This is a genomic window from Arthrobacter sp., assembly GCF_031179385.1.
Taxonomy (GTDB): domain Bacteria; phylum Actinomycetota; class Actinomycetes; order Actinomycetales; family Micrococcaceae; genus Arthrobacter_D.
Genome location: NZ_JAPSHV010000208.1, coordinates 1 through 2,689 on the forward strand (window position 1 = coordinate 1; position 2,689 = coordinate 2,689).

At 63.0% G+C, this 2,689-nt stretch carries 3 protein-coding genes and 1 pseudogene; 1 reads left to right on the top strand and 3 read right to left on the bottom strand.

What is annotated here, in order from left to right; genetic code table 11:
* Positions 1–182 precede the first annotated feature (182 nt).
* The 3 genes from RIF85_RS15565 to RIF85_RS15575 all read right to left on the bottom strand — a co-directional run bounded on the left by RIF85_RS15565 (position 183) and on the right by RIF85_RS15575 (position 2,182).
* Positions 183–770: a DinB family protein gene (locus RIF85_RS15565; RefSeq protein WP_309072809.1), complete on the bottom strand. Its 588-nt coding sequence runs from the start codon at positions 768–770 to the stop codon at positions 183–185.
* A 32-nt stretch (positions 771–802) separates the two neighbouring features.
* Entirely contained in the window at positions 803–1,231 is a 429-nt protein-coding gene (locus RIF85_RS15570; RefSeq protein ID WP_309072810.1) for a GNAT family N-acetyltransferase, read from the bottom strand.
* 189 nt (positions 1,232–1,420) lie between these two features.
* Complete coding sequence (locus RIF85_RS15575) at positions 1,421–2,182, bottom strand: IclR family transcriptional regulator (protein WP_309072811.1); 762 nt, start codon at positions 2,180–2,182, stop codon at positions 1,421–1,423.
* Positions 2,183–2,303: 121 nt separating this feature from the next.
* Here RIF85_RS15575 and RIF85_RS15580 point away from each other — a divergent pair.
* A pseudogene (locus RIF85_RS15580) lies at positions 2,304–2,689 on the top strand (hypothetical protein); the annotation flags it as partial.

Consider the following 2,689-nt stretch of genomic DNA (forward strand, 5'->3'; position numbering starts at 1 on the left):
AGGCGAGCGGACACCGTGGTTTCTGCCACGCGGTTTGTCATGGGTCCCCGCTTCTGAGCTGCACGAGCCGTGGATTCGGCTAAGAAAACGTTTTCTCAGAGCATAGCGCCTCTTCGGCGGGCTTGGGGAGCACGGGCGGATGTTGTGAAGGCCTCACAAAGTTAGCAACGGGACTCAGCCGATCAGGTTGCCCCATGCCGCACATGGCGAGCCGCCGTCTCAATCCGTTCCCAGTGCTCAGCCCATTCTTCAGCACTGCGCTGGGGGATGTTCGGATCATCCGGGCCGCGGCCGGTAGCGCCGTCGATCAATTCACGCAGGATGTCCGCATGGCCGAGATGCTGTGCGGTTTCCACGCACATGTGGACCAATATCTGGTGAAGGGTGACTCTGCGTCTGCCCGGTGACCACCAGGGCACTTCACCGACGGCATCAAGCGGAAGTGCTTCGATGGTCGCATCAGTGTGGGCAGCGGAGAACTGGTGCAGCTCGATGATCTGCTCCCGTGTTTCCTCAGCGGGGAGCCACATGTCCGCCTCGGGGGCGGCGTCGTCGTTCAACCAAGGGAGGTCCCGCCCTGCGGGCCTGCCGAAAACCTCGCCGAAGTAGCCCAGCTGCACGCTTGCAACGTGCTTCACCAGCCCGAGCAGATTGGTCCCGGTTGGAGTGAGCGGCCTGCGGGAATCGTATTCGCTCAGGCCGTCCACCTTGGCGAGCAGGTCAGCGCGTCGGAGACGCAGGTAGTAGTGCAGTGCCTCTTTGTCATCCATGGTGGCACTCTACTGGCTGGTTCCGACAGGAACTATGAGGCCGCAAGGTCGCGGCGCATGATCCACCGGGTGCGGCCGGCGCTGGTCGCCTTGGTTTCCGCTATGCGCTCGAAACCGGCCTTCTCGAAGAGCGCCGTGGTGCCGACGAAGGCCAGCGTTGTGTTGATGCGGGAACCCTCAGCATCGACGGGATAGCCCTCAATCACCGGAGCACCACGGGAAGCAGCGAAGGCCACGGCCTCTTGCAGCAGTCGGGTAGCAACACCACGACGCCGATGACCAGCCTTCACGACGAAGCAGATGACGCTCCACACCGGCAGATCGTCCACCCGCTGGATGGTGCGCGAACGGGTGAGCCGGCCCATGCTGGCGCGTGGGCCGACAGCGCACCATCCGACGGGTTCCCCCTCCAGATAGGCGAGGAGCCCAGGCGGGGGATCCTCCCCGCAGAGTTGCCGCATTCGCCCAGGTCTTCCTTCTGCCCCCAGGCTGCTGAGTTCGGAAGAAGCGAGACGGGGAGAAAGGCACCAGCAAGCCCCAGCGCCGGGTGTCTTCGGCGCAAGGAGGGACGCGACGTCGTCGAACCGGTCAGCCGTGGCGGGATGGATGTCGACCGTCATGGACGGCATCATACGCCGCGTCGGGAGGACCTAGCTCGCGAGGTTGAGATCGTCGGAGATCGCCTGCGCGGCAGAACGGAGCAGGGGAACTGCCTTGTCGGCGAAGCCCTCGTCCACGCGGGAGATCGGGCCCGAGACCGAGATAGCCGTGGGGGTGGGAGCGTTGGGTACCGCCATGGCGAAGCACCGGACGCCGAGCTCCTGTTCCTGCTCGTCGATGGAGTACCCGCGCTCGCGGATCTGGTTCAGTTCCTGGAGGAGCTGATCCACCGAGCGGATGCTCTTTTCCGTGGGGGTGGGCATCCCCGCCCGGGCCACTATGCTGCGCACCGTTTCATTGTCGAGCTGCGCAAGGATGGCCTTCCCGACACCGGTGTCGTGGGTGTGGGCCCGGCGGCCCACTTCGGTGAACATGCGCATCGAGTGTGACGACGGCACCTGGGCGATGTAGACGACCATGTCCGAATCGAGTACTGCCATGTTCGAGGTTTCGCCGAGCTTGTCCACCAGCATCTTCAACTGCGGGCGCGCCAGTGCTCCTAGTTGCTTGTTCGCGCCCTCACCGAGGCGGATCAAACGGGGGCCGAGGGCATACCGGCGGTTCGGGAGCTGGCGGGCATACCCCTTCATGACCAGTGTGCGCAGGAGGCGGTGAATGGTGGGCAGCGGGAGGTCGGTGGAGGACGACAGCTCGCTCAGTGTCACTTCGCCGCCGGCGTCTGTGATCAGCTCCAGCAATTCGAAGACGCGCTCAACGGACTGGACACCGCCACCTGTAGCTTTCTCTGCCATTGGTTCCCTCACGATTCTCAGCTTGCCCACGTGCGGCGGTTGTGCTCGCTCGGGGTACTACTAACTCTATCGCGATTCCGCCTGATGGAATCTAGTTTTCTCTGGCTGAGCTTGTGCTCGTGTGTTCACGGTCAGCCCAACAGAGTTCGTCCTGAACTGGGTAAAATGTTCCATGGTCCTTAGTAATCGTCAGCCTCCCTCGGTCGAAGCCTCCCACAGCCCGGTGCACCAAATGTCCGATCGGTTGCAGGACATGGTTTTGGAAAGTCAGGATGTGAAGGATTTCCTGACCGATCTCGCTCATGTGAGCGTCTCGGAATTCTCCGAACCGGGTCTTGAGCTGTGGTGTGGGATCACTCTGCTGCGAGACCGACGGGTCGTGACCGTGGCCAGCAGCAGCGCCCACGCGCGCATGATGGACGAGATTCAGTATGACCTCAATGAGGGTCCCTGCCTGAGTGCGGCACGCTCCGGCGAAACCGTTCATGTCCGGGACTTTCTCGACGA